Here is a 24426-nt window from a genome sequence, read left to right as displayed (position 1 = left end):
ACATTTCGACAGAGAATTGGGGCGCCCCGGACACCCGACGCATCCGATCGGTGTCACTGCGCTCACCTGAGCCCCGCCTTTTGGCGGGGCTCGCTCTTTATGCCCGTTTTACGCGCACTCCGAACCGTGAGAAGAAGCTCTGTCCCACTGTTTGGAACGGACCCCCTTCACGTGCTGCAATTCATGAACTCCCGAGTAGTACGGCCCTGAACGAAACACCGGCACAACGTAGGTGCCGACGCCGAGAGGTTGTTGGTCGAGTGAGGCGCAGCAAGGAAAGCTCCGCGGAGCAGGAGGCGGCGCGGGGCAACTTCACCCCGCCGTCGCGCGCGGCGATGTCGCCCGCGGACGTGCCCGTGACGCCGCCGCCGGCCGCGGTCGCCGCCAAGGGCAGCTCCAGCAAGCTCTCGCCCCGCAACTGGCGGGTGCCGACCAGGCTGAACGCGATCCTCCTCATACCCGTGCTGGTCGGCCTGGTCATGGGCGGCTTCCAGGTGAAGGGCTCGATCGACACCTGGCAGGAGGCGCAGGACGCCGAGAAGACGGCGCTCATCGTGCGCGCCGCCTCGGAGTACAGCACCGCCCTGCTCAACGAGCGGGACCTGACCGCCGCGCCCCTCCTCGCCGCGAAGAGCGCCGAGGACCGCAAGAGCGACGAGGTGACGCAGGCGTACGCCGCCACCGACGCCGCCCGCGCCAAGTTCGACGAGGCCGCCAAGAACCTGCCCTCGGGCCAGGGGCTCGAGCGCCGCCTGCGCCTGTTCAAGGACGAGGAGCCCAAGCTCGACGCGCTCCGCAAGGCCGCGTACACGCGGGCCCTCGACCCGGTGAACACCCAGCTCGGCTACACCGGCGTCCAGCACTACCTCACCGAGTTCTCCAACGAGCTCGGCCTCGGCACCGGCAACGTCACCAGCTACGGCCGCAGCGTCTACGCGATCCAGCTGGCCAAGGGCGCCGAGTCGCTCCAGCGCTCCATCGGCACCCAGCTCCTGGTCCGGCCCAGCCGCCAGGAGGCCGTCTTCGCCCAGCAGTCCGTGGCGTTCAACTCGTACAACTACCTGGAGCAGATCGCCCTCGGCGAGTTCAGCTCCGGCGGTGCGCCCGAGGACGTCGAGCTGCTGAAGAAGGTCATGGCCGGCAAGGCCGCCGACGGCGCCAAGCAGATGCAGGCCGCCGGCGTCGAACTGCCCAAGGGCAAGGACGGCTCCGTCTACTCCGGCGTGGCGTCCGCCATCGGCAGCGCCAAGGGCCCCGAGGGTCTGGCGGCCCTGAAGTCCAAGGGCATCACGGCCGAGACCTGGATGGCCGTCGCCACCGCCAAGTTCGACGGCTACACCGAGGTCGAGAAGGCCCTCGTCGACAAGGCCGTGGCCGAGGCCGCGAAGATCTCCGACGAGTCCAAGACGGACGCCTGGGTCAACGGCGGCATCGTCGTCGTCGCCCTGCTCGCCGCCTTCATCCTGGCCGGCATGATGGCCCGCCAGATGAGCCGCTCGATGCGCGAGCTGCGGACCGCCGCCTTCGGCATCGCCGAGCAGCGCCTGCCGATGCTGGTCGACCAGCTGTCCCGTACCGAGCCCGGCCGGGTCGACACCCGGGTGCAGCCCATCCCGATCGACTCGCAGGACGAGATCGGCGAGGTCGCCCGCGCCTTCGACCAGGTCCACCGCGAGGCCGTCCGGCTCGCCGCCGAGCAGGCCATGCTCCGGGGCAACGTCAACGCGATCTTCACCAACCTCTCGCGCCGCAACCAGTCGCTGATCGAGGGCCAGCTGACCCTCATCACCGACCTGGAGAACAACGAGGCCGACCCGGACCAGCTGGAGAACCTCTTCAAGCTGGACCACCTGGCGACCCGTATGCGCCGCAACGGCGAGAACCTCCTCGTCCTCGCCGGCGAGGAGCCGGGCCGCCGCTGGGACCAGCCGGTCCCGCTGGTCGACGTCATGCGCGCCGCCTCCTCCGAGGTGGAGCAGTACGAGCGCATCGAGCTGGCCGGTGTCCCGGAGGCCGAGATCCACGGCCAGGCCGTGACCGACCTCGTGCACCTGCTCGCCGAGCTCCTGGAGAACGCCACCACGTTCTCCTCCCCGCAGACCAAGGTCCGCGTCACCGCGACCCGTCTCCCCGACGGCCGCGTGATGGTCGAGATCCACGACAAGGGCATCGGCCTCACGGCCGAGGACTTCGCGGACATCAACCACAAGCTGGCCAACCCGCCGACCGTGGACGCGGCCGTCTCCCAGCGCATGGGCCTCTTCGTGGTCGGCCGGCTCGCCGACCGGCACGGCATCCGGGTCCAGCTGCGCCCCTCGGGCGAGCAGGCCGGGACGACCTCGCTGGTCATGCTGCCGGACGCGATCACCCACGGTGGTGGCGGCGAGCAGCCGCTCCAGGACGACTTCACCGTCTCGCAGATCATTCCGCAGCAGCAGCAGAGCGCCTTCGAGGCCGCTCCGCAGCAGCAGCCGATGCTGACCGCGGCCGAGCTCGGCTTCGACGACTCGCGCTACGAGCAGCCGGCCGAGGAGGAGCTCCAGCTCGACCCGGTCAACCGCTCGCTGAACCGCGAGGGCCGTCGTGCCGCCCTGGGCGCCCAGGCCCAGCCCGACGACCGGCCGCTGTTCCGCGACGAGGCGGAGCAGGCCGACGAGTACGGGCAGCCGCAGCAGGCGCAGGAGTACGGCCAGGAGTACGCGCAGCAGCAGGCGCAGGAGTACCCCGCGGAGCAGTACCCGGCGCAGGAGTACGGCCAGCCGCAGCAGGCGCAGGAGTACGGCCAGGAGTACGCGGCCGGCTACCCGCAGCAGGACGGTTACGCCTACCCCCAGCAGGGTTACGAGGCGTACCCGCAGCAGGGCTATGCGGAAGCTTCGTACGAGACCCCGGGAACCGAACACCAGCAGTACGGCAACACGTTCGAACCCCAGTCTCACCAGGCAGAATGGCCGGAACAGAACGCTTACCAGAGCGGCTACGGCCAGGAGTACGGAGCGGAATCGGAATCTTCTCCGAACGCTCCCGAACAGGCCCCCGACCGCGTAGGCTTCGACCGTCCGGGTCCGGCTCCCAGCCCCGTCCCGGACGCCGGCCACGCGATGACGGACGCCGGTCTGCCGCGCCGCGGCAGCGTCGCCCCGCCGACCCAGCAGGCGCCGCGTCAGGCGCCGCAGCAGCCGAAGCCCGCGCAGCCGGAACAGCAGCAGACCGAAGCCGACGATTCCGACGACTGGCGCTCGACGAACGACGAGCGCTGGCAGCGGGCCGGGAAGCTCAAGGACCCGAAGGCGGGCGGGGTCACCTCGTCCGGTCTTCCCCGCCGGGTCCCGAAGGCCAACCTGGTCGAGGGCACGGCGGAGCAGACGCCGCAGGGCGGCCCCCAGGTCTCCCGCGCACCCGAGGACGTACGGGGCAGGTTGAGCAACCTGCGCCGCGGCGTCCAGCAGGGACGCAGCGCGGGAACGGACACGAACGGATCGGGCCTCGGCCCGGGCAGTACCTACAACCAGGAGCGTTAGTGTGAGCATGAGCCAGGCGGCGCAGAATCTGAACTGGTTGATCACCAACTTCGTGGACAACACCCCCGGGGTGTCCCACACCGTGGTGGTCTCCGCCGACGGACTCCTGCTGGCGATGTCCGAGGGATTCCCCCGCGACCGCGCCGACCAGCTGGCGGCCGTCGCCTCCGGACTGACCTCGCTGACCGCGGGCGCGTCCCGGATCTTCGAGGGCGGTGCGGTCAACCAGACCGTGGTGGAGATGGAGCGCGGCTTCCTCTTCCTGATGTCGATCTCGGACGGCTCCTCGCTGGCCGCGCTCGCGCACCCGGAGGCCGACATCGGCCTCGTGGGCTATGAGATGGCGCTGCTCGTGGACCGCGCGGGCACCGTACTGACTCCCGACCTCCGGGCGGAGCTTCAGGGAAGTCTTCTCAACTAACAAACAGACAGTGCGTTTCGCGCCACCGCACCGTAGTGTGCGGTGGCGCGGCTCCAAGGGACATGGACCGCGAGGCAGTCGGAGGAGGAGACGTGGGAACACCACCGGGCGCGAGCCCCTACAACGGATATGACGCGCACCAGGCGCCACTGGGCGACGCTGCGCAGAACCGGTTCAACTTTCCCTCCGCCCCGAGCAGACAGGGCGCGTCGCAGTCCTACCGGCAGCCGCACCCCCAGTCCGCCCCGGCGGGCTCCCCGAGCGCCTCGGGCGGTTCGAGCGGGCACAACCCGCTCGTGCGCCCCTACGCGATGACCGGCGGCCGGACCCGGCCGCGCTACCAGCTCGCCATCGAGGCACTGGTCAGTACGACGGCCGATCCGGCCCGGCTGCAGGGGCAGTTGCCCGAGCACCAGCGGATCTGCCGGCTGTGCTTCGAGATCAAGTCGGTCGCGGAGATCTCGGCTCTTCTCTCCATTCCTCTCGGCGTCGCCCGAATCCTCGTCGCCGACCTGGCCGAGGCCGGACTCGTCGCCATCCACCAGCCGGGCGGCGACGAGTCCGCCGGCGGTCAGCCAGACGTGACACTGCTCGAAAGGGTGCTCAGTGGACTTCGCAAGCTCTAGCGGCGGCGCGGCCCGTTCAACCACCAGCGCGAAGATCGTGGTGGCGGGCGGCTTCGGCGTGGGCAAGACCACGTTCGTCGGCGCCGTCTCGGAGATCAACCCGCTGCGTACCGAAGCCGTCATGACGTCCGCGTCCGCGGGCATCGACGACCTCACCCACACCGGCGGCAAGACCACCACCACCGTCGCCATGGACTTCGGCCGCATCACCCTGGACCAGGACCTGATCCTGTACCTCTTCGGTACGCCGGGCCAGGACCGCTTCTGGTTCATGTGGGACGACCTGGTCCGCGGCGCCATCGGCGCAGTCGTCCTCGTCGACACCCGCCGCCTCGCCGACTGCTTCCCCGCGGTCGACTACTTCGAGAACAGCGGCCTGCCGTTCGTCATCGCCCTCAACGGCTTCGACGGCGCCCAGCCGTACCAGCCGGAGGAGGTCCGCGAGGCCCTCCAGATCGGCCCCGACACCCCCATCATCACCACCGACGCCCGCCACCGCGCGGACGCCAAGAGCGCGCTCATCACCCTGGTGGAGCACGCCCTCATGGCGCGCCTGCGGTAAGTCCCGGACGGACGTACGGCGAGAGGCCCCGCACCGACACGGTGCGGGGCCTCTTCCGTCGCGGGTGTCGGGCGGCAGGGGACGCGGAAGGGCCCCGCACCGGTGTCGGTGCGGGGCCCTTCCGTGCCGCTGGGTCTCAGCGCCAGCTGTGCGGGGCGCGGAAGCCGTGCTCGCGCTCCAGGCGGCGCCAGCCGGCCTGCGTACGACCGTGGTGGGCGTCCTCGGTGGGCTGGGAGGCCGCGCGGGCGAGCAGCACGGCCGTTATGGCGGCGAGCTCCTCGGGGTCGGCGTGGCCCTTTTCGACGCGGAGGAGGTTGGCAGGCGTTGTCACGTGGATGACTCCTCTTACTGAGGCGGGTTGCCGTGCTTGCGGGACGGCAGGTCGGCGTGCTTGGTGCGGAGCATCGCGAGGGACCGGATGAGCACCTGGCGGGTGTCGGCGGGGTCGATGACGTCGTCGACGAGTCCGCGCTCGGCCGCGTAGTACGGGTGCATCAGCTCGGCCTTGTACTCCTTGACCATGCGGGCGCGCATGGCCTCGGGGTCCTCGGCTTCGGCGATCTGCTTGCGGAAGATCACGTTGGCGGCGCCCTCGGCGCCCATGACCGCGATTTCGTTGGTGGGCCAGGCGTACGTCAGGTCGGCGCCGATGGACTGGGAGTCCATGACGATGTAGGCGCCGCCGTAGGCCTTGCGCAGGATCAGGCTGATCCGGGGCACGGTCGCGTTGCAGTACGCGTACAGCAGCTTCGCGCCGTGGCGGATGATCCCACCATGCTCCTGGTCGACGCCGGGCAGGAAGCCGGGTACGTCCAGAAGGGTGATGATCGGGATGTTGAACGCGTCGCACATCTGAACGAAGCGGGCGGCCTTCTCGGAGGCCTCGATGTCGAGGACGCCGGCCAGCGACTGGGGCTGGTTGGCGACGATGCCGACGACCTGGCCGTCGAGCCGGGCCAGGGCGCAGATGATGTTGCGGGCCCAGCGCTCGTGGATCTCCAGGTAGTCGCCGTCGTCGACGAGCTCCTCGATGACCTTGTGCATGTCGTACGGGCGGTTGCCGTCGGCCGGGACCAGGTCGAGCAGGACGTCGGAGCGGCGGTCCGCCGGGTCCTCGGAGGCGACGGTCGGCGGGTTCTCGCGGTTGTTCTGCGGAAGCATCGACAGGAGGTACCGGACCTCGGCGATGCAGGTCTCCTCGTCGTCGTACGCGAAGTGCGCGACGCCGCTGGTGCCGGCGTGGACGTCGGCGCCGCCGAGGCCGTTCTGGGTGATCTCCTCGCCGGTGACCGCCTTGACGACGTCCGGGCCGGTGATGAACATCTGCGAGGTCTCGCGGACCATGAAGACGAAGTCCGTGAGGGCCGGCGAGTAGGCCGCGCCGCCCGCGCAGGGGCCGAGCATCACGGAGATCTGCGGGATGACGCCGCTGGCGCGGGTGTTGCGCTGGAAGATGCCGCCGTAGCCGGCGAGGGCGGAGACGCCCTCCTGGATACGGGCGCCGGCTCCGTCGTTCAGGGAGACCAGCGGGGCACCGGCCGCGATGGCCATGTCCATGATCTTGTGGATCTTGGTCGCGTGGGCCTCGCCCAGCGCGCCGCCGAAGATGCGGAAGTCGTGGGCGTAGACGAAGACCGTGCGGCCCTCGACCGTGCCCCAGCCGGTGATGACACCGTCGGTGTACGGCTTCTTCGTCTCCAGGCCGAAGCCGGAGGCGCGGTGCCGGCGCAGCTGTTCGACCTCGCTGAAGGAACCAGGGTCGAGCAGCAGCTCGATGCGCTCACGCGCCGTCAGCTTGCCCTTGGCGTGCTGGGCCTCGGTGGCGCGGTCACTCGGGCCGCGGAGCGCCTGCTCTCGCAGGACGTGCAGCTCGGCCACTCGGCCACGGGCGTCAGCGGGCTCGCTCGGGATCTGGTCCACAACGGTCATGTACCGACCCTACGAAGTCATCCAAGAAAACTCCGCCGTCGACTCCGTACAGTCTCGCGTGTCGAATCCTGGTGGGGCTGGACAGAACCATCACCTGCCCCGGCCGAGTCGACAGCCAGGTACCCCCTGTGTTTGTAGGGGTCCCACATAGACGGGAAAGACGGAAAGGCGATCACTCCCCGGGTGACCGGGAGAGCGACCGCCTGACCTTAACGCCTTCCGGGCGCCGGGGTGGCTCAGTCCGCGCAGTGGAAGCGCGCGTTCCCCCAGTCGGCGTGATCGTTGCCGTTGCCGTCGCCGCCGTCGTCGACCACGAGGTCGACGTACGAGGCGCCGGTGAGGTCCGCGGTGAGCGGCCAGGCGTTGTCGGTGGCCTTCAAAACCGGGGACTTCGCCTTCTCGGTGCCGTCGGCGAGAACGGTGAACCTGACGCTGCCGCGACTCGTCTGGACGTCGTCGACGCCGACCTCGGCGGTGAGCGAGGTGCACCGGCCGCCCAGGTAGTAGCGGACCCGGGCGGGGGCGTGGCTGCCCAGGCCCTTGGCGTACGCCACTCCCCCGATGCGCAGCGGGGAGCCGTCGCCGGTGCCGGTCTCGCCGTTGGAGAGGTCGCGCTCGACGGGTCCCCAGCCGTTGGCGGCCGAGGTCCACTCCAGGTCGCTCGCCCAGCTGTCGGCGGTGGGCGGCGGGGGCAGGGTGCGGACGGTGGCGGTGCGGGTCAGCTGCCGGGTGCCTCCGCCGACGGCGTACGTGAGCGCGGCACCGAGCTCGTACGGCCGGTAGGCGGCGTCCACGGGCGGTGTCACCCGCCAGGTGGCGGTGGCCTTCGCGCCGGGCGCGACGGTGCCGAGGGCGACCGGCGCGGCCGGCTCGGCGGTCCAGCCGGCGGGGAGGGTGAGTTCGGCGAGGGCGCCGGTGGCGTCGGCGGCCTCGTCGTTGCCGAAGGTGGCCGTGACCTCGTGGGGGCGGCCGGGCTCCAGGGTCTCGGGCGCGGCGATGGCGAGCGTGCCGCAGGCGGCGCGCTCGGCGGCCGGGCCGAGGTCGGTGACGGTGAAGGCGTCGAGGACGAAGTCGGCGCCGTCGGGGGCGTCGGCCCGCTTGCGGAGCCCGGTCCAGGTGTCGCCGCAGCCGGCCGTGACGGTCTCGGCGAAGTGCCCGGTGGTCCGCTGCTGCCCGATCGGCGTGCGGCGGGTCTCGACGGCCGTCCCGGTGCCGTTCGTGCGGTCGTAGCCGGTGATCCACTCGTACGCGCCCGCGTGGCTCGACTGGTAGTCGTACTCCACGCGGTAGCGGTGGCCGTCCTTCATCGGGACGGTCCAGGGAGCGGTGCGGTAGACCAGGCCGCTGTTCTCGTCGTGCGACTTGAGGGACTCGGCGCCGCCGAGGACGTCGTCGACGAGTTTCCCGTTCCAGCCGGCCTGGGTGTAGGGGGCGTGGAGCTGGGCTATGTGGGTGCGCGGGTCGGTCGTGCCGCCGGCGTCGCCCTTGAGGAAGGGGCCCCAGCCCTGGTCGACGGCCTCGAAGTCCTCGTGGACCGCGGTCCCGGCCCGGGTGGCGGGGTCGTTGGCCACGATCCGCACGTCGTCGATCCGGACCGTCGCCGCGCTGCCGCCCGCGGCCTGGATCAGGAGCGGGGTGGAGCCGTCGGCCGGTGCGGTGAAGGTGACCTTGGCGCGCTGGAGGCGGGTGCCGTTCCAGTCGGAGGCGGCGACCCGGTCCTCCAGGGAGGACCGTTCGACCGTGACGGCCTTCCCGCCGATGGACAGGGTGGTGGGCCGGGTGGCGCCGGGCTCGACCTCGATGAGGGCGGAGGCGGTGTAGCGCCGGCCGGGGACGAGGCCGGTGATCCGCTGGCGGACGGAGGCGGTGGCGGTGCCGGCGAGCTTCGCGCTGTTGCGGCCCTGGGCGTCGGTGTCGCGGGTGACGGTGCCGGCCTTGCTCCAGCCTGCGAGCCGCGCGTCGTTGAAGCCGGGGTCCTTCACCGGGGTCCCCTGGCCCCAGCGCGGGGCGGTCTGCGCGGGGGCGGCGGCCGGGTAGAGGACGTAGGGCTGTCCGGCGACGGCGTCGAGGGTGACGCGCCCGTTCACGGGCCGCACGGTGGCGGTCCGCACGCGGCCGTTGTCGGTGAGCTTGTAGACGGTGTACGAGCGGACCCCCGCGGGGACGGCCCAGCTGGTCGTGCCGCCGGCCTTCGCGTAGTGGTAGAGCTTCGTGCCGCCGTCCCAGGGGAGCAGGTAGCTGTCGCCGTCGAGGACCTTGCGGCCGTTCTCGTAGAAGGTGCGGCGGCCGTTCTCGACGGTGCCGCGGACGCCGCCGGTGAAGGTGATGTCGTCGCCGTCCCAGCGGGTGATCCGCTGCCGCTGGAGGTACTTGGCGGGGAGGTTGCGCTGCCAGATGTTGGCGGAGAAGGCGTTCCAGTCGGTCTCGCCGGTCCAGCCCTCGAAGTCCACGAGGGCGGTCTGGCCGAGGACCGGGTGGTCGTTCCAGACGTCCTTCTCTCCGTTGCGGATGAAGCGGACGATCCGCGAGTTGAGGCCCTTGTTGGTGGCGCCGCCGTAGTCGAGGTCGTTGGCCCAGTGGGACCAGAGGGAGGCCCGTTCGAACTTCTCGGACCACTCGGTGGCGACGTTCCAGCCCTGGGCCCGGACGGCCTGCATCGTCTTGTCGGCGATCCAGCCGTGGGTGTAGTAGACGTCGATGTAGAGCATCGACAGGTTGGGGTCGGTCTCGTCGCGGAGCTGCTGGAAGCGGCGGGCGAGGTCGCCGCTGTTCACGTCCCGGCGCTGGTCGACGTAGTAGCTCTGGTTGAGCCAGTTCCAGCCGGGCTTGGTCTTGTCGACGAGGGTCTCGCTGAAGTTCTTCGCCTCGGGGTACGACTCGGTGGCGTTGACGTGGACGCCGAAGCCGGCGCCCCACTTCCTGCCCTCGCGGAGCAGGGTGTTGAGGTCGCCGAGGCCGCCGGCCCGCTTGTTGTAGTTGCCGCCGTAGTCGGGGTGGGCGGAGTCGTGGCCCTCGGAGCCGTAGCCCTTGAGCAGCGCGAACTGGCCGAGTCCGTCGGTGGAGAGCGAGATCCGCTTGACGTCGTCGAGGGTGCGCAGGAAGGGGTGGGTGGCCTGAGAGGCGAAGTTGAACGGGATGTGGGCGACGACCCGCTCCGGGGTCGCGTCGCTGCCGGGGGCCTTGATCCCGATGGTCCGGAAGGCGACCGCGCCGTCCTGCCAGTCGGTGGTGCCGTCGGCGTTGGCGTCGGGGGTGACGACGACCTTGGCCCAGGGCAGGCCGTCGCCGCTCTCGGGCTGCGGGGCGCCGGCGCCCCGGTAGGTCCACTGGCCGGACCAGACGCCGACGCGGGTCTCCGTGCCGTTCTTGCGGGCCTGGTGCCAGAAGCGGGCGCCGTCGCGGGCGGAGGCGCCGGAGGGCTTGTCGTAGCTGGAGTTGGATTCGACGGCGGCGGCCAGCCGTCCGGTGTTGACGATCGCGTAGCTCGCGCCGACGGGGTTCGCCTCGGCGGCGGTGGTGTCGGTGACCTGGGCGAAGACGTCGGCGGTCCGGGTGGAGTCGGGGTCGAGCCGGGTGAAGGCGGTGGCGCCGCCGTCCGAGGAGCCGACGGAGACGAGGTCGTGGCCGGGTATGTCGAGGGTGCCGACCCGGAAGGCCTCGGTGTCGCGGACCGCGGTCACCCGGAACGTGGTGGTCCGGCCCTCCACGCCCAGGACCGCGTCGATCTCGACGCCGGGCAGGTCGGGGAAGGACAGCGTGTACGCGGCGGACGCGGGGGTCAGGACGGGTGCGCCCTCGACCCGGACGGTGTGGCCGGTGCCGTTGAGGACCACCTGGGTGACCGGGGCCGTACTGCCGAGGAGGCGGGCGCCCGTGGCGCGGTCGGTGTACGAGAGGACGCGGGGGAAGTCCTCGGCGACGGCGACGGAGAGCTCGGCGGAACCGATGACGGCGGACGCGGCGGTGGTCGCCGCCGGGGCGGTGGCGACCGTGCCGGCGTCGGCGAGGGCCGGCCCGGTCAGGGCGAGCACGGTCGCCGACGCCGCCGCGAGCGCGCAGGCCGCGCGGAGTCTGGAGGAGAGGGGGAGGGACATGCGGAACAGTCAGCCGCGCCCCGGCGGCACCGTCAACGAGATCGCGCCGTACGGGCCCCTCCAGTCCAAGAACCCCCTTCGGTTAGTCCAAGTGACCGCCGAAGGGGGCTTCTTGGGGCTTCCGGGGTCAGCAGCCGCCGCAGTTGTAGAAGGTCACGTCCCAGTGGTTGCCCTCGTCGGCGTAGACGTTGCCGGCGCCGGACTTCCACTGCGGGGCTCCGTCGCCGCGCAGCCCGATGTAGGTGAAGGTGTTCTTGATGTAGTTGCCGATGCAGGCGTACTTGGCGAAGTCGAGCTTGTAGCCGTTCCAGTGCGAGTACGTGCCGCTCGCGTGCCCGGTCTCGGTGCCGCCGGTGATGTTGAGGGCGCAGCCGCTGGCGCTCTTGAGGGTCTGGGCGCCCTGGGCGGTGGCGAGGTTGAGCTGCTCGAAGGACGTGCAGGTGGAGTTGTTGCGGTTCGAGCAGCCGCCGGACGACGACCAGGTGATGCCGGAGGAGCTGAACATCGAGGTCGCGGTGGCGTGGCTGATCTTGGTGACGGCATGGGCGTCGGTGGCGCCGGAGAGGGCGCCGAATCCCGGTGCGAAGAGGGCGCCCAGGACGAGGGCGAGTGCGGTGAGGACGGAGCGGAGCTTCACGGGGGTTCCTCCTGCTGGTGACCGTGTCGGGTGGGGACGGCTGTGCAGGTGGTGCTCGTCGCGCAGGGAGATGGTGCCGTAGTTCTACGCGCGTCCGCCAGAGGGCGTCGGCGACGGCGTGGGGCCTTTCGGGTGAACGTTCTCCGTAGATGTTGAAAGTTGAACGGAATAGGTCTACAGTCGTTCTCGTTGAAGCTTCAACAAACACCGACAAGGAGCATGTCATGGGCCTCTTCAACCGCAAGAGCAACGAGTCCGCCACCGCCGTCGCCACCCTCCCGGTCGACCCCGCCCTCGCCGCCCTGACCGGCGAGTACAGCATCGACCCGGCGCACAGCAGCATCGGCTTCACCGTCCGCCACGCGATGGTCACCAACGTCCGCGGCACCTTCGCGGAGCACGAGGGCGCGCTGAAGCTCGACGGTGCGAACCCGGGCGCCTCCACCGCCTCCATCGACGTCAAGATCGCCTCGATCGACACCGGCATCGGTGACCGTGACGGCCACCTGCGCAGCGGCGACTTCTTCGACGCCGAGCAGTTCCCGCTCATGACCTTCCGCTCCACCGAGGCCGCGCAGCTGGGCGGCGACAAGTACCGGGTCACCGGCGACCTCACCATCAAGGACGTCACCAAGCCGCTCTCCATCGACCTGGAGTTCAACGGCACCGCCAAGGACGTCTACGGCAACGAGCGCGTCGGCTTCGAGGGCTCCGCCGAGATCCTGCGCTCCGAGTGGGGCCTCACCTGGAACGCGGCCCTGGAGACCGGTGGCGTGATGGTCAGCGACAAGGTCAAGCTGAACTTCGACATCTCCGCGATCAAGAACGCCGCCTGACCCCGGACTCCCCTCCGGCCCCGTCCGGGCCTCCGGACACACGAGCGCGCCCGCCCTCCGCAGCAGCGGAAGGCGGGCGCTCGGCGTTCCCGGGGCCGCGGCCCCGGCCCCGGCCCGTCAGGCGGACTTCGCGGCCGCCTCGACGACCGCCGGGACCAGACGGTCGTTCTCCGCCGCGCCCGGGCCCGCCATGAAGCCGAAGCGGCGGCGGGCGTAGCTGTAGGCGAGGCCGGTCGCCGGGTCGGCGAAGGCCTGCGAACCGGGGGCGCCGCTGTGGCCGACGGCGGCGGGGGTGAGCGAGGGGTAGCGGGTGGCCAGTGGGACGAATCCGAGGCCGAAGGCGTTGTCCTCGCCGGTCACCAGGTCGGTGCCCCGGGAATGGATCCGGGCGAACTCGGCGAGGGTGTCGGGGGCGAGGAGCGGCGGTCGGCCGTCGAGCGCGCCGGCGATGGTCGCGTACATCCGGGAGAGGCCGCGCGCGGTGCCGACGCCGCCGCCGGAGAGCGGCGCCTTCGCCCGGACGCCGGGGTCGTTGCCGTACTCCGCGTTGTCGAGCGGCGGGTCGGCGTGGAGGTTGAAGGCGATGCCCATGAGGCTGTCGGGGGCGATCGGGTTCGCCGCCAGGAACGCCCGCTCGTCGGGCGTGGGCAGCAGCGGGAGGGTGGCGCGGAAGCGGGGTTCGAGCTCCTCGGGGAGGCCCAGGTAGTAGTCCAGCCCGTACGGGGCGCGGACCCGCTCCTCGTAGAGCTCCCGGGTCGTCCGGCCGGTGGCCCGCAGGATCACCTCGTCGACGAGGGCGCCGATGACCAGGGCGTGGTAGCCGTGGCCGGTGTCCGGCTCCCAGAAGGGGCGCTGCGCCGCGAGGCGCTCGGCGATCCGGCGGTCGTCGGCGAGCTCCTCCAGCGAGAAGCCGCCGTCCACGCCGATCACGCCCGAGCGGTGGGCGAGCAGCTGCCGGAGGGTGAGCCCGCCCTTGCCCTCGGCGGCGAACTCGGGCCACCAGGAGGCGACCGTGCGGTCCAGGTCGAGGACGCCGTCCTGGACGAGGAGTGCGGCGACCAGGGCCATGGCCCCCTTGGAGGAGGAGTAGAGCGCGAGCAGCGAGTCCCCGTCGACGCCGTCGCCACCCCAGAGGTCGACGACGAGCCGGCCGTGGTGGTGCACGGCGAGCTGTGCGCCGCCGTCCCGCGCCTCGTCGGCGGCGATCGCCGCGAAGACCTCCCGTACGGACTCGAATCCGGGCTCCACCGTGCCGTGGACGTCGGTCATGACTCTGCTCCCCCTGCGTATCGCCATCGCGGTCGAACAATAGAACGATCGAAGGCGCGATTACCTTCCCGCGCGGCCGAGTTCGCCCCGGGGCCCGGCACCGGTGCGGCGAAAGCGCCGGTCAACGGCGTTGTCAGTGGTGGCGTCTAGCGTCGGCGGCATGGAAATCCGTATCGACAGCGGCGTGTTGACCGATGCCGTGGCCTGGGCCGCGCGCGTCCTGCCGACCCGTTCCCCGATGCCCGTGCTCGGCGGACTGCTCCTGGAGGCGGCGGACGGCCGGCTGTGGGTCTCGGGACTCGACCACGAGGCCTCGGCGCGCGTCGAGGTCGAGGCCGACACGCTCGTCGAGGGCCGTGCCCTGGTCCTCGGGCGACGGCTGGTCGACATCTGCCGGGTGCTCCCCCGCGGACAGGCCGGGCTCACCGTCGAGAACGCCCGTCTGTCGGTGACCTCCGGGGACGCCCGCTTCGGCCTCTCCCTGCTGCCGGTCGACGACTACCCCGCCGCGCCCTCGCTGCCCGAGGTGCGCGGCCTGGTCGACGGCGACGCCTTCGCCTCGGCCGTCGCCCAGGTCGCCGTCGCCGCGGGCCGGGACGACTCCCTCCCGGTCCTCACCGGCATACGGCTCGCCCTGGACGGGACGACCATGACCCTGGCCGCCACCGACCGCTACCGCTACGCCGTCCGCACCTTGGCGTGGGAGCCGCTGGAGGGCGCACCCGCGGAGGGCGCCGACGTGGTCGTCCCCGCCCGCCGCCTCACCGAGATCGCCCGCTCCCTCGCCGGCACGGGCCCGGCCCGCCTCGCCCTCGACTCCGGCTCCCTCGGCTTCGAGAACGCCGGAACCCGCACCACCACCCGGCTGCTCGACGGCCGGCTCCCCCGCCACGACAAGCTCTTCACCCTCGGCGAGCACGCCCTCGCGATCACCGAGCGGGCCCCGCTCACCGAGGCCGTCAAGCGGGTCGCGGTCGTCGCCGAGGGCGACAGCCCGGTGCAGTTGGCCTTCTCCCCCACCGGCCTCCACCTCCAGGCGGGTTACGGGGACGACGTCGCCTCCCAGCTCCTCCCCGCCACCCTCACCGGCTCGGAGTCGCTCACGGTCGCCTTCAACCCCGGCTACCTCCTGGACGCGCTGACCTCGCTGGACGCCCCCGCCCTCCACTTCCACCTGCTCGGCCCCGGCCAGCGCGCCCTGCTCACCGACGGCCCCGAACCGACCCACCGGCACCTCCTGATGTCGGTGAAGCCGCTGGTGTGAGTCCCCGGCAGCCCTGAGCCCTGTCGTCTAGAACCCGCCGCCCCCGCCGTCGAAGCCGCCGCCCCCGCCGAAGTCGCCGCCACCACCGAAGCCACCGCCGCCGAAGTCGCTCGAACCGAAGTCTCCGGAGCCGAAGTCGGCGCCGGAGAAGTCGCCGCCCTGGAACTCGCCGCCGCCGTACTCGGACGCGTAGGCCGGGGTGGCGAGCGCGGAGCCGAGCATGGTGCCGACGAGGAGGCCGGGGAGCATGCCGCCGCCGAAGTAGCCGCCCGCCCAGGGGCCGTAGGCGGGGCCGGCCTCCCAGTAGGGGCGGCGGCCCGCGTCGGTGTCGACCGTACGGGCCTGGGGGTCGAGGCCGTCGTCGAGGCGGGCGGCGTCGGCGGCGCAGACGGGGACCTGGCGGGGAGCGCCGCCGGACGGGGTCCAGGCGCGGTCGTCGACGGCGGGGCCGTGGCGCGGGTCGAAGAAGCACGGCGGACGGCGCTCGGGCAGGGGCCGGCTCTCGCGGCGGGCGGCGAGGAGGGCGAGGGAGTAGCGGCCGTCCTCCAGGGCCCGGGTGACGCCCCGGACGTCGTGGGGGCGCCCGGCGGAGGCCATGAGGGACTTGGCCGAGTCGTACGAGTCGAGGGCGCGTTCGTAGTCGCCGCGCATGGCGTCGTCGGCGCCCGGTTCGGCGGGGTGGAAGTCGAGGCGTTCCAGTTCCTCGCCGAAGGCGGTGATGTCCTCGTCGACGACGACCCGGAGCCGGTCGAGGGCCGCCCGCTCCTCGGCCTCCTTGCGGAGCCGGTTGCGGCGGACGACGGCGTACGCGCCCGCGCCGCCGGCCACGACGACCGCGCCGAGGGTGACGAGCCCGGCGACCGGGACGCCGGAGTCCGCGCCGGCGGAGCTCCAGGAGGCGGGGGCGGAGCCGCGCATGGAGGGCAGGGCCTGGTCGACGAAGTTGTTCAGCTCGGTGGCCGCGTCGGCGCCCGGCTGCCGTACGGAGGTGACGAGGTTGTCCACGGCGTCCCGGGACATCACCGCGCGGTCGGCGCGGGCGTCGAAGCCGTCGCCGAGCCGGATCGCGTACAGGCCCGTGATGCCGGTCTGGGTCCGCAGGTTCTGGAAGAGGTTCTCCGGCGGGAATTGCGCGTTCGCGGGCAGCACGGCCACGAAGAGCGGTTTGTCCGCGTCCTCGATCTTCTGCGCGAGGGCCTTCGCGTCGGCCGCCGAGAGCTGGCCGGCGGCGCCCGGGTCGACGTAGACCGGGCCCTGCTTCAGGGCTGCGGCCACGTCGGGGACGCCCGTGGCCCTGGCCCCCGCAAAGGGTGCCAGGACCAGCAGCAGGAGCATCGCCAGCCCCGCGAGGGCCGACCCGGTGGAAATCGCCCTGGTCCTCATAGTTCGAAACTACTCGAACAGGGGCGAACCGAACATGTATGGACTATTCGGCCGGGTCGATCCCGGCCCGGAGGAGTCCGTACGTGAAGGCGTCCTCCAGGGCCTGCCAGGAGGCGGCGATCACGTTCTCGCCGACGCCGACGGTGGACCACTCGGCGTTGCCGTCACTGGTGGTGACCAGGACCCGGGTCGTGGACTCGGTGCCGTGGCGGCCCTCCAGGATGCGGACCTTGTAGTCGACCAGTTCGAACTTGGCCAGCGGCGGGTACATGCGCTCCAGCGCCACCCGCATCGCCCGGTCGAGGGCGTTGACGGGGCCGTTGCCCTCGGCGGTGGCGACGATCCGCTCGCCCTTGGCCCACAGCTTCACCGTGGCCTCGTTGGCGTGGATGCCGTCGGGGCGGTCCTCGACGATCGCGCGCCAGGACTCCGTGCGGAAGTAGCGGCGGGCCCGGCCCTCGGCCTCCTCGCGGAGGAGCAGCTCGAAGGAGGCGTCGGCGGCCTCGTACGTGTAGCCCCGGAGCTCGCGCTCCTTGACCCGCTCGACGACGCGGCCGACGAGCTCGCGGTCGCCGCCCAGGTCGACGCCGAGCTCCTTGCCCTTGAGCTCGATGGAGGCGCGGCCTGCCATGTCGGAGACCAGCATCCGCATGGTGTTGCCGACCCGCTCGGGGTCGATGTGCTGGTAGAGGTCGGGGTCGACCTTGATCGCCGAGGCGTGGAGTCCGGCCTTGTGGGCGAAGGCGGAGACGCCGACGTACGGCTGGTGGGTGGAGGGGGTGAGGTTGACGACCTCGGCGATGGCGTGCGAGATGCGGGTCATCTCGGCGAGCGCGCCGTCGGGGAGGACCTTCTTGCCGTACTTGAGTTCCAGGGCCGCGACCACGGGGAAGAGGTTGGCGTTGCCGACCCGCTCGCCGTAGCCGTTGGCGGTGCACTGGACGTGCGTGGCGCCCGCGTCGACGGCGGCGAGGGTGTTGGCGACGGCGCAGCCGGTGTCGTCCTGGGCGTGGATGCCGAGGCGGGCGCCGGTGTCGGCGATGACGGTGGCGACGACGGCCTGGATCTGGGCGGGGAGCATGCCGCCGTTGGTGTCGCAGAGGATGACGACGTCGGCGCCGGCCTCGTGCGCGGCGCGGACGACGGCCTTGGCGTAGTCGGGGTTGGCCTTGTAGCCGTCGAAGAAGTGCTCGCAGTCGACGAAGACGCGGCGGCCCCGGGAGGTCAGGAAGGCGACGGTGTCGCGGACCATCTCCAGGTTCTCGTCGAGGGTGGTGCGCAGGGCCAGCTCGACGTGCCGGTCGTGGGACTTGGCGACCAGGGTGACGACCGGAGCGCCGGAGTCGAGCAGCGCCTTGACCTGCGGGTCCTCGGAGGCGTTGCCGCCGGCCCTGCGGGTGGCGCCGAAGGCGACGAGCTGCGCGTTCTTGAACGCGATCTCCTGCTGGGCGCGGGCGAAGAACTCCGTGTCGCGCGGGTTGGCGCCGGGCCAGCCGCCCTCGATGAAGCCCACGCCGAAGTCGTCGAGGTGCCGTGCGATGGTCAGCTTGTCCGCGACGGTGAGGTTGATGCCTTCACGCTGCGCCCCGTCGCGCAGCGTCGTGTCGAAGACATGGAAGCTGTCGTCGAGGGGCGCGCTCTCGGCGTTCTCCGTGGTCATGACTGTGATGGCTCCTGTCGGATGTGGCTCCGGAAGGTCTGGATCCACTTGCCCCCATTCTCACGCGTCGTCCGTTTCCGGCGTGGGTGGGGCCGGAAAACGAAAAAACCCCTCGCGGGTGCGAGAGGTCTGCGCGCGGGTCTGGGGCACGGTGTCCACTGCCGCGGGGGTCGTACCGCGATTCAGTGGCCACTGCGGACCGGCGCGCTGCTGCCGATAATCATCGTGGTAGCAAGCACGCCGGAAGTCTGACACAGCCGGCGGTTCAGCGGGACGGGGGTCTCACGATACGGGCAGGCCCCCGCGCCGCTGCCCGGGGACGTCGGGGTCGCCCGCCCCGACCCGGGCCAGGTCGATGTCCCGGGTCTCGCGCATCGCGAGGTAGACGACCAGGGAGACGGCGGCGCAGCCGGCCACGTACCAGGAGAAGCCGGACTCGATGCCGGCGTCCTTGAACCACAGGGCCACGTATTCGGCGGTGCCGCCGAAGAGGGCGTTGGCGATCGCGTACGGCAGGGCGACGCCGAGGGCGCGGATGCCGGTGGGGAACAGCTCGGCCTTCACGCACGCGTTGATGGAGGTGTAGCCGGTGACGACGAGGAGGGCGAGCAGGGACAGGCCGAGGGCCGGCCAGAAGGAGCCCGCGTGCTTCAGCATCGCCAGGATCGGCACGGTGAGGACGGTGGAGCCGACGGCGAAGGTGATGAGCAGCGGGCGGCGGCCGATCCGGTCGGAGAGCGCGCCGGCCAGGGGCTGGAGGCAGGCGAAGGCGATCAGGGCGCAGAAGGAGACCAGGGTCGCCGTCTGCTTCGGCAGTCCGGCGGAGTTCGAGAGGTACTTGGTGAGGTAGGTGGTGTACGTGTAGTACGCCACGGTCCCGCCCATGGTGAGCGCGACGACGAGGAAGGCCTCCCGCCGGTGCGCCCAGAGGGCCTTGAGGGTGCCCTGGTCGCCGCGCGCGACCCCGTCGCCGGCGGTCTCCTCGTACACCTCGGTCTCCAGCATGGTGCGGCGCAGGTAGAAGACGACGGCCGCGCCGAGGGCGCCGATGACGAACGGGACGCGCCAGCCCCAGGCGTGCAGGGCCTCGGCGGACATCGTGTGCTGGAGGACGAGGAGCAGGCCGAGGCCGAGGACCTGGCCCGCGGTCATCGACACGTACTGGAAGCTGGAGGCGAAGCCGCGGCGGCCCGGCGCGGAGGCCTCGGTGAGGTAGGTGGCGCTGGCGGCGTACTCGCCGCCGACGGAGAGGCCCTGGAGGAGGCGGGCCACCAGGAGGACGGCGGCGCCGCCGTAGCCGGCCGCGGAGTAGGTCGGCGCGACGGCGATGAGGAGCGCGGAGGCGGACATCAGGGTGACGGTGAGGGTCAGTGCCGCCTTGCGGCCCTTCCGGTCGCCGACCCGGCCGAGCAGCCAGCCGCCGACCGGGCGCATGAAGAAGCCGACGGCGAAGATGCCGGCGGTGTTCATGAGTTTGGCGGTGTCGTCGCCTTCGGGGAAGAAGGCCCCCGCGAAGTAGGTCGCGAAGCTCGCGTACACGAACCAGTCGAACCACTCGACCATGTTGCCGGCCGAGCCGACCCAGATCTTCTTCCCGTGCTCTCGTCCCATGGACCGGAACCGTGCCGGAGACGGCCGGTCCTCAACAAGGGTGCATCACGCAACGATCGGGAGTACTTGTGTGCCTAAAGATCACGGAAGCAGGGTTTCGGCGATGAACTCCCCTACGTGAGACAGGACTTGCTCCCGCCCCGTGCCCGGGATGCCCACGGCGACGTGCACGCTGAAGCCGTCGAGCAGTGCCCTCGTCCGGGTGGCGAACCGGTCCGGGTCGACGGGCCGGAACTCCCCCCGCGACACCCCCTCGGCCAGGATCGCGACCAGGTCCCGGTGCCAGGCCCCCTCGATGGCGGCCTGCCGGGCGCGGGCGTCGTCGTCGGCGTTCTGCGACCGGTTCCAGACCTCCAGCCACAGCGTCCAGTGCGGATCGCGCGGCCCGCGGGGCACGTAGACGTCCACGTACCCGTCGAGCCGCTCGCGCGCGGTCCCGGGCCGGGACAGCAGCGCGCTCCGTTCGGCGCCGAGCCGACCCTCGCTCCACTCCAGGGTCTGCAGCAGCAGTTCGTCCTTGGTGCGGAAGTAGTAGAGCAGGTGCCCGCTGCTCATCCCCACCTGCCGGCCGAGCCCGGCCATGGTGAGCCCGTCGAGTCCCCGCTCGGCGATCGTGTCCATCGCCGCCGCGAGCACGTCCTCACGGGGCGGGGCGGCCTGGTTGCGCCGGCGCGGGTGGGGTGGGGGCGGGCTGCTGCTCTGACTCACTCGTACGTTCTACCTCATGGCCCGTCCCGGTCAGACCTTCGGCTGCTGCTGGGTGATGCAGTGGATGCCGCCGCCGCCGGCGAAGATCGTCCGGGCGTCCACGAGGGTCACCGTGCGCTCGGGGAAGAGGCGGCGGAAGATCTCCGCGGCGACCTCGTCGTGGGGGTCGTCGAAGGCGCAGAGGACGACGCCGCCATTGCACAGGTAGTGGTTGATGTACGAGTAGTCGACCCAGTCGCCCTCCTCGTCCTTGAGGACGGTCGGGGCGGGGACCTCGATGACCTCCAGGGGGCGGCCCTGCGCGTCGGTCCGACCGCGCAGGAGGTCCACGTACAGCCGGGAGCGCTCGTGGTCGGGGTGGTTCGGGTCCTGCTGGCTGTGGACCAGGACGGTGCCGGGGCGGGCGAAGGCGGCGACGATGTCGACGTGGCCCTGGGTGCCGTAGAGGCCGTAGTCGCCGGCGAGGCCGTGCGGGAGCCAGATCGCCTTCGTCGTGCCGAGCTTGGCGTGGATCTCGGCCTCGACCTGCTCGCGGGTCCACTCGGGGTTGCGGCCGGAGCCGAGCTGGACGGTGTCGGTGAGGAGGACGGTGCCCTCGCCGTCGACGTGGATCGCGCCGCCCTCGTTCACCAGCGGCGACGGCAGTACGCGGACTCCCGCCGCGTCCGCGACATGGCGGGCGATCTTGGAGTCGTGCTCCCAGCGGGCCCAGTCCTGGGCGCCCCAGCCGTTGAACACCCAGTCCACGGCGGCGAGTTCGGCGCCGTCGGTGACGAAGGTGGGGCCGATGTCGCGCATCCAGGCGTCGTCCAGCTCGCGCTCGACGAGGTCGACCTCGGGGCCGAGGAGCGCGGCGGCCGACTCGGCGTCGCCGGGGGCGACGACCATCGTGACCGGCTCGAAGGCGCGGACGGCCCGCGCCACCGACGCCCAGGCGGCGCGCGCCTCGGCGAGCTCCTCCGCGTTGGTGAAGGTGGGGTTGGTGCTGGGCCAGGCCATCCAGGTGCGCTCGTGCGGCATCCACTCGGCGGGCATGCGGAAGGTCATGAGGTGTCCTAAGGAGGGTCAGGGGAAGCAGAGGCGGTAGCCGGCTCGGCGGCGCCGAAGAGCAGCGGCCGGTTCCACGGGGGTCAGTCGCACATCCTCCACCTCCTGTTTGAGTGACACTCTAAACGCTAAGACGCTCACCTCCAAGGATTGACGCGACCGTCAGGTTCGGGTCACATTGAGCGGCACTCTAAAACAGCCCCGCCCGTCCCCCGCAGGGAGTCCTCATGCCGATAGAACAGCGCGGAGTCGACACCATCCCCGAGGCCGAACGCACCAGCGGCCCCCGCGACCTCGTCTCGATCCTGCTCGGATCCAACCTCTGCCTGGGAGTGATCGTCTTCGGCTGGCTGCCGGTCTCCTTCGGCCTCGGCTTCTGGGCCTCGGTGACCTCCGTCGTCACCGGCACCGTCGTCGGCGTCGCCGTCACCGCCCCGCTCGCGCTCGTGTCCCTCCGTACCGCGACCAACCTCTCCACCTCGTCCGGCGCCTTCTTCGGCGTCCGCGGCCGGCTCGTCGGCTCCGTCGTCGGGCTGCTGCTCTCGCTCGGCTACACCGCCCTGACGCTGTGGATCGGCGGCGACGTGATGGTCGGGACCCTCGCCCGGCTGACCGGCCTGCCGACCGGCGGGGCGGCGCACGCCGCCGTCTACGCACTGCTCGCCGCCTGCACGGCGGTCGGCGCGGTGTACGGCTACCGGCTGCTGCTCAAGCTCAGCAAGGCGCTCGCGGTGGGCATGACGGTGCTGCTCGCCGTCGGAATCGCCGCCTACGCCGGGGACTTCACGACGTCGGCGGTGGCGGACACCCCGTACCTGCTCGGCTCGTTCTGGCCGACCTGGCTGCTCTCCGCCGTCGCGGCGGGCCTCAGCGGACCGGTCGCCTTCATCACGCTGCTCGGCGACTACACCCGGTACGTCTCCCCCGAGCGGCACAGCCCGGCGAAGGTCTGGCGGGCCACCTGTCTCGGCCTGCTCGTCGGCCTGCTCGTGCCCCAGCTCTTCGGCACGTTCACCGCGCTCGCGTCCCGCGGCGGGCTCGACTACGCGGGCCCGCTCGTCGCCGCCTCGCCCGCCTGGTACCTCGTACCGCTGCTGATCGCGGCCACGGCCGGCTCCGTCGGCAACGCCGGCCTGATGCTGTACTCGATGGGGCTCGACCTGGACGCGATCCTGCCGAGGGCCACCCGCGCGCACGCCACGCTCGTGGTCGCCGCGGTCGCGACGGCCTTCGTCTTCCTCGGCCACTTCGCCTCGGACGCGCAGACCGCGATGACCTCCTTCGTCCTGCTCCTCACCGCGATCGGCACCCCGTGGGCGGTGATCACCCTGATCGGGCACGCCCGGTGCGGCGGGACGTACGACCCGGAGGCGCTCCAGGTCTTCAACAACCGCTCGCGCGGCGGGATCTACTGGTTCTCGGCGGGCTGGCACCCGCGCGCCACCGTCTCCTGGGCGATCGGCGCGGCCGTCGGCCTCGCCGGGGTGTCGACGCCCCTCTACGAGGGACCGCTGCTCGCCCTGACGGGCGGGATCGACTGCAGCTTCGTGCTCTCGGGCGTCGTCGGCGGCGCGCTGTACGCCGTGCTGACGCCGAACAGGGCTCCCGGGACCTCGACGGTCCCGGAAGCCCTGGCTGCCACCGAGTAGCGACTAGCCCAGCTGGTGCATCCAGCCGTGGACGTCCTCGGCCTTGCCGGTCTGGATGGCGAGCAGCGCCTCGCGCAGCTTCATCGTGACCTCGCCGGGCTCGCCGCCCGACTGCTGCCACTCGCCCCGCTCGGACTTGACCGTGCCGACCGGGGTGATCACGGCGGCGGTGCCGCACGCGAAGACCTCGGTCAGGGTGCCGTTCGCGCTGTCGGCCTGCCACTGGTCGATGGAGACGCGACCCTCCTCCGGCTCCAGGCCGAGGTCCGCGGCCAGCTTCAGCAGCGAGTCACGGGTGATGCCGGCGAGCAGCGAGCCGGTGAGGGTGGGCGTGACCAGCTTGTTCCCGTACACGAAGTACAGGTTCATGCCGCCGAGCTCCTCGACCCACTTGTGCTCCACGGCGTCGAGGTACGCGACCTGGTCGCAGCCCTTCGTGGCCGCCTCGGCCTGCGCGAGCAGGGAGGCCGCGTAGTTGCCGCCGGTCTTGGCGTCGCCGACGCCGCCGGGGACGGCCCGGACGCGGTTCTCGGAGAGCCAGATGGAGACGGGCTTGACGCCACCGGGGAAGTACGGGCCGGCCGGGGAGGCGATCACGACGAAGAGGTACTCGTTCGCCGGGCGGACGCCCAGGCCGACCTCGGTCGCGATCATGAACGGACGCAGGTACAGCGAGGCCTCGCCGCCGTGCTCCGGAACCCACGCCTTGTCCTGCTTGACGAGCAGGTCGCAGGCCTCGACGAAGGTCTCGACGGGCAGCTCCGGCATGGCCAGGCGGCGGGCGGACGCCTGGAAGCGGCGCGCGTTGGCGTCGGGGCGGAAGCTGGCGACGGATCCGTCGGGGCGGCGGTAGGCCTTCAGGCCCTCGAAGATCTCCTGCGCGTAGTGCAGGACGTTGGTGGCCGGGTCCAGGTGAAGCGGGCCGTACGGCACGAGCTGACCGTCGTGCCAGCCGCGGCCCTCGGTCCAGCGGATGGTGACCATGTGGTCGGTGAAGTGGCGGCCGAATCCCGGGTTGGCCAGGATCGCCTCGCGCTCCGCGTCGGACAGCGGGCTGGAGGAGGGCTTGAGCTCGATGGTGGGCGTCGTCATGAGTGCGTGTCCTTCACCGGTTGTGTGGGTCGGACCGCGCTCACACCTCAGTCTGCGGCTGACGTCCCCGAGTAGACGGACGTCCGAGCATGCCCGCATGCCGCGGCCCCACGTTCG

Annotated in this window: 18 protein-coding genes; 7 read left to right on the top strand and 11 right to left on the bottom strand. The window is 71.6% G+C overall.

From position 1 onward, the window contains the following. Window positions 1–260: 260 nt before the first annotated feature. From ACFCY7_RS09730 to ACFCY7_RS09715, 4 genes are all read left to right on the top strand, one after another. Window positions 261–3521, top strand: a complete 3261-nt coding sequence (locus ACFCY7_RS09730; protein ID WP_376482949.1) for a nitrate- and nitrite sensing domain-containing protein — start codon at window positions 261–263, stop codon at window positions 3519–3521. A gap of 7 nt (window positions 3522–3528) precedes the next feature. Next, complete coding sequence (locus tag ACFCY7_RS09725; RefSeq protein WP_317877038.1) at window positions 3529–3942, top strand: roadblock/LC7 domain-containing protein; 414 nt, start codon at window positions 3529–3531, stop codon at window positions 3940–3942. A gap of 92 nt (window positions 3943–4034) precedes the next feature. After that, complete coding sequence (locus ACFCY7_RS09720) at window positions 4035–4568, top strand: DUF742 domain-containing protein (protein ID WP_376482947.1); 534 nt, start codon at window positions 4035–4037, stop codon at window positions 4566–4568. Then, window positions 4549–5130, top strand: coding sequence for an ATP/GTP-binding protein (locus ACFCY7_RS09715; RefSeq protein WP_376482946.1), 582 nt, complete (start codon window positions 4549–4551; stop codon window positions 5128–5130). Before ACFCY7_RS09720 ends, ACFCY7_RS09715 begins: the two co-directional genes overlap by 20 nt. A 136-nt stretch (window positions 5131–5266) precedes the next feature. On the opposite strand, the gene ACFCY7_RS09710 is transcribed toward ACFCY7_RS09715, so the two are convergent. The 4 genes from ACFCY7_RS09710 to ACFCY7_RS09695 form a co-directional block, all read right to left on the bottom strand. Beyond that, window positions 5267–5461: an acyl-CoA carboxylase subunit epsilon gene (locus tag ACFCY7_RS09710; RefSeq protein ID WP_376482944.1), complete on the bottom strand. Its 195-nt coding sequence runs from the start codon at window positions 5459–5461 to the stop codon at window positions 5267–5269. A gap of 14 nt (window positions 5462–5475) precedes the next feature. Next, on the bottom strand, window positions 5476–7059 hold the full coding sequence (locus ACFCY7_RS09705; RefSeq protein ID WP_367823041.1) for an acyl-CoA carboxylase subunit beta: 1584 nt from the start codon (window positions 7057–7059) through the stop codon (window positions 5476–5478). 236 nt (window positions 7060–7295) lie between these two features. Next, window positions 7296–11153: an endo-alpha-N-acetylgalactosaminidase family protein gene (locus ACFCY7_RS09700; protein ID WP_376482942.1), complete on the bottom strand. Its 3858-nt coding sequence runs from the start codon at window positions 11151–11153 to the stop codon at window positions 7296–7298. Window positions 11154–11280: 127 nt separating this feature from the next. Next, window positions 11281–11790, bottom strand: coding sequence for a hypothetical protein (locus ACFCY7_RS09695; RefSeq protein WP_376482941.1), 510 nt, complete (start codon window positions 11788–11790; stop codon window positions 11281–11283). A 224-nt stretch (window positions 11791–12014) separates the two neighbouring features. Here ACFCY7_RS09695 and ACFCY7_RS09690 point away from each other — a divergent pair, with 224 nt between their 5' ends. Continuing rightward, a complete protein-coding gene (locus ACFCY7_RS09690) occupies window positions 12015–12626 on the top strand; it encodes a YceI family protein (RefSeq protein WP_376482939.1) in 612 nt (203 codons plus the stop codon). Between the two features lie 117 nt (window positions 12627–12743). Here the strand turns inward: ACFCY7_RS09690 and ACFCY7_RS09685 are convergent, their stop codons facing one another. Further along, a complete protein-coding gene (locus ACFCY7_RS09685) occupies window positions 12744–13895 on the bottom strand; it encodes a serine hydrolase domain-containing protein (protein ID WP_376482938.1) in 1152 nt (383 codons plus the stop codon). Between the two features lie 160 nt (window positions 13896–14055). On the opposite strand from ACFCY7_RS09685, the gene dnaN reads away from it, so the two are divergent. Next, the gene (dnaN, locus tag ACFCY7_RS09680; RefSeq protein WP_376482936.1) at window positions 14056–15159 is read left to right on the top strand and encodes a DNA polymerase III subunit beta; all 1104 of its coding nucleotides are present in this window, start codon (window positions 14056–14058) and stop codon (window positions 15157–15159) included. A gap of 27 nt (window positions 15160–15186) precedes the next feature. Here the strand turns inward: dnaN and ACFCY7_RS09675 are convergent, their stop codons facing one another. The 5 genes from ACFCY7_RS09675 to ACFCY7_RS09655 form a co-directional block, all read right to left on the bottom strand. Further along, a complete protein-coding gene (locus ACFCY7_RS09675) occupies window positions 15187–16542 on the bottom strand; it encodes a hypothetical protein (RefSeq protein WP_376482934.1) in 1356 nt (451 codons plus the stop codon). 43 nt (window positions 16543–16585) lie between these two features. Continuing rightward, window positions 16586–18202 carry a citramalate synthase gene (cimA, locus tag ACFCY7_RS09670; protein WP_376482932.1) on the bottom strand — a complete coding sequence of 539 codons (1617 nt, stop codon included), beginning with the start codon at window positions 18200–18202 and terminating at the stop codon, window positions 16586–16588. Window positions 18203–18484: 282 nt separating this feature from the next. Continuing rightward, window positions 18485–19813 (bottom strand): MFS transporter, encoded by a 1329-nt coding sequence (locus ACFCY7_RS09665; RefSeq protein WP_376482930.1) that lies wholly within the window; start codon window positions 19811–19813, stop codon window positions 18485–18487. Window positions 19814–19894: 81 nt separating this feature from the next. Further along, window positions 19895–20434 carry a TetR/AcrR family transcriptional regulator gene (locus ACFCY7_RS09660; protein ID WP_376482962.1) on the bottom strand — a complete coding sequence of 180 codons (540 nt, stop codon included), beginning with the start codon at window positions 20432–20434 and terminating at the stop codon, window positions 19895–19897. Window positions 20435–20551: 117 nt separating this feature from the next. Continuing rightward, a complete protein-coding gene (locus ACFCY7_RS09655) occupies window positions 20552–21568 on the bottom strand; it encodes an agmatine/peptidylarginine deiminase (RefSeq protein ID WP_376482928.1) in 1017 nt (338 codons plus the stop codon). A gap of 227 nt (window positions 21569–21795) precedes the next feature. On the opposite strand from ACFCY7_RS09655, the gene ACFCY7_RS09650 reads away from it, so the two are divergent. Beyond that, window positions 21796–23217: a cytosine permease gene (locus ACFCY7_RS09650; protein WP_376482926.1), complete on the top strand. Its 1422-nt coding sequence runs from the start codon at window positions 21796–21798 to the stop codon at window positions 23215–23217. 3 nt (window positions 23218–23220) lie between these two features. Here the strand turns inward: ACFCY7_RS09650 and ACFCY7_RS09645 are convergent, their stop codons facing one another. After that, on the bottom strand, window positions 23221–24309 hold the full coding sequence (locus tag ACFCY7_RS09645) for a branched-chain amino acid aminotransferase (RefSeq protein ID WP_376482924.1): 1089 nt from the start codon (window positions 24307–24309) through the stop codon (window positions 23221–23223). Window positions 24310–24426 lie beyond the last annotated feature (117 nt).

Source organism: Streptomyces sp. NPDC056361, from assembly GCF_042262805.1.
Taxonomy (GTDB): Bacteria; Actinomycetota; Actinomycetes; order Streptomycetales; family Streptomycetaceae; genus Streptomyces.
The sequence above is the reverse complement of the archived record's forward strand: the minus strand, read 5'-3'. Positions and strand labels throughout refer to the sequence as shown.

Excerpts from the sequence above, each read along its gene's own strand:
- dnaN (WP_376482936.1), top strand. The coding sequence starts at position 14,056 with ATGGAAATCCGTATCGACAGCGGCGTGTTGACCGATGCCGTGGCCTGG.
- ACFCY7_RS09700 (WP_376482942.1), bottom strand. The coding sequence starts at position 11,153 with ATGTCCCTCCCCCTCTCCTCCAGACTCCGCGCGGCCTGCGCGCTCGCG.
- ACFCY7_RS09685 (WP_376482938.1), bottom strand. The coding sequence starts at position 13,895 with ATGACCGACGTCCACGGCACGGTGGAGCCCGGATTCGAGTCCGTACGG.
- ACFCY7_RS09690 (WP_376482939.1), top strand. The coding sequence starts at position 12,015 with ATGGGCCTCTTCAACCGCAAGAGCAACGAGTCCGCCACCGCCGTCGCC.
- ACFCY7_RS09660 (WP_376482962.1), bottom strand. The coding sequence starts at position 20,434 with ATGGACACGATCGCCGAGCGGGGACTCGACGGGCTCACCATGGCCGGG.
- ACFCY7_RS09650 (WP_376482926.1), top strand. The coding sequence starts at position 21,796 with ATGCCGATAGAACAGCGCGGAGTCGACACCATCCCCGAGGCCGAACGC.
- ACFCY7_RS09645 (WP_376482924.1), bottom strand. The coding sequence starts at position 24,309 with ATGACGACGCCCACCATCGAGCTCAAGCCCTCCTCCAGCCCGCTGTCC.
- ACFCY7_RS09705 (WP_367823041.1), bottom strand. The coding sequence starts at position 7,059 with ATGACCGTTGTGGACCAGATCCCGAGCGAGCCCGCTGACGCCCGTGGC.
- ACFCY7_RS09665 (WP_376482930.1), bottom strand. The coding sequence starts at position 19,813 with ATGGGACGAGAGCACGGGAAGAAGATCTGGGTCGGCTCGGCCGGCAAC.
- ACFCY7_RS09725 (WP_317877038.1), top strand. The coding sequence starts at position 3,529 with ATGAGCCAGGCGGCGCAGAATCTGAACTGGTTGATCACCAACTTCGTG.
- cimA (WP_376482932.1), bottom strand. The coding sequence starts at position 18,202 with ATGACCACGGAGAACGCCGAGAGCGCGCCCCTCGACGACAGCTTCCAT.
- ACFCY7_RS09655 (WP_376482928.1), bottom strand. The coding sequence starts at position 21,568 with ATGACCTTCCGCATGCCCGCCGAGTGGATGCCGCACGAGCGCACCTGG.
- ACFCY7_RS09675 (WP_376482934.1), bottom strand. The coding sequence starts at position 16,542 with ATGAGGACCAGGGCGATTTCCACCGGGTCGGCCCTCGCGGGGCTGGCG.